The organism is Flavobacterium sp. 9R, from assembly GCF_902506345.1.
Lineage (GTDB): Bacteria > Bacteroidota > Bacteroidia > Flavobacteriales > Flavobacteriaceae > Flavobacterium.
In genome coordinates, this window is the sequence record NZ_LR733426.1 from 1 (window position 1) to 1,551 (window position 1,551).

General features: G+C 28.5%; 1 protein-coding gene. It reads right to left on the reverse strand.

The window, feature by feature from the left end; all coding sequences use genetic code 11:
* Window positions 1–626: 626 nt before the first annotated feature.
* A complete protein-coding gene (locus tag FLAVO9AF_RS15320; protein ID WP_159691302.1) occupies window positions 627–1,337 on the reverse strand; it encodes a DUF4369 domain-containing protein in 711 nt (236 codons plus the stop codon).
* Between the last annotated feature and the right edge of the window lie 214 nt (window positions 1,338–1,551).

Sequence of the window (1,551 nt, forward strand, 5' to 3'; positions counted from 1 at the left end):
CGCAGATGGTACTGCAATTTGTGGGAGAGTATGTCGCCGCCTTTCTTTATTAAAACCCTTCATCTAAAATGAAGGGTTTTTTTGTGCGTTGTTGTTTTCAGTAGCTGATAGTAAATGTTATTTGTAAATGCCACTAATTTATTTAGGTTTACATGAGTGTTAACGATTAGACGATTCTGTAGCACTTACTTTTAATAATTGTATATTAAATTCATTGTTATGTGTTGACTTTTCCATAAGCTATTTTTTAGGTCTCCATATTTATCAGTAGCTATATGAGTATAAGTCTTATTGATTCTAAAGGACTAGGTATTTTTATTTAGTTTTATTTTTATTTTGTTTTTGCAAGATTATTTTTATCCATTCAAGTCTTTTAGAATGCCTTTTTTATAAGTAATGTTTTTAATTATTATTTAGTCTACTCTTTGTTTTACTTTTATTTTACTATTTTTCTATGTCTTGCGATTTTAAAAGTAGTATGTCTGCTAAATAGTATCTCCTTATTGTTTTTGACTGTCTTTAACTAATCATTTTCATCTTAATCTTTTAGCTTAAATTAATTTTTTAACCAAAAAAAAGGCTGTCTATATATTGTATAGACAGCCTTTTTATCTGATGAATATTTTTTATTCTTGCTTTTTAATCTCGTTTACGAATTTTGTCAATTTTTTACCATAAAGGGATTGTGCCACTTTTGGAGTCATGGATTTTTGAATGGTATCTAAAAAGCGTATGTTGATATCATATATTTCTGAAAGGGCAATATATGGTGCTACTTCGTGATCTTTGTGGTTCACTGCAAAATTTGTAGCGTATAAGTATTTTCTTTTGATATTAGATTCTTCTTTAGTCTTTATGCTGTCAAGTTTTTTTACATTATTGAACTTGGTAGCTTTAAATCTTTGTTCAATTAATGTTAGATTTTCTTCTTTGAATTTACTGTTTATTTTTTCAAATTCTACGTATAAATCATGGTTTACCGAGCCTGTAACTTTTGCACCATATGAGAACTGGTCTAAATTTGTCTCAATGTTCATTTCGCCTGGTTCTGCAAAAAACAGCAGATTGTTATCTAACGAATTTGAAACACCTCTATTCAATGATAAATAAAACATTTCAGGAGACTCTATTGTGATATTTGTTTCAAATTTTGAATCGCCTTCAATTTTTATGGAATCTATAGTTACAAGTGAGGTGTCTTTTAATCGTTGGATGTATAAGGTTCCTTTTTTTAACCCTAACACATTTCCAGTTAAATGTAGGTTGTTTTTTGATTCTTTTTCAGAACAAGCCAATATTGTTGATAGTGCTACTAGAGCTAATACAGTTTTTTTCATTTCAATTTTTAATTTGCCGCAAAATAAAGAAAAATGTTGAATTGTGGCACTATCAGTTGTAGTAAAAATAAAAAAAATCCCAATCTATTAGACTGCCCCCAAAAAGTTAGACACTATTTGGGGGTATTTTTATGGAAAGAAAAGTCAGATATGATGCTTCATTTAAACTTGAATGCGTAAAATTAGTATTAGAAAAACATTATTCGTGCAATTA

Coding starts and splice junctions, on each gene's coding strand:
- FLAVO9AF_RS15320 (WP_159691302.1), bottom strand. CDS start 1,337: ATGAAAAAAACTGTATTAGCTCTAGTAGCACTATCAACAATATTGGCT.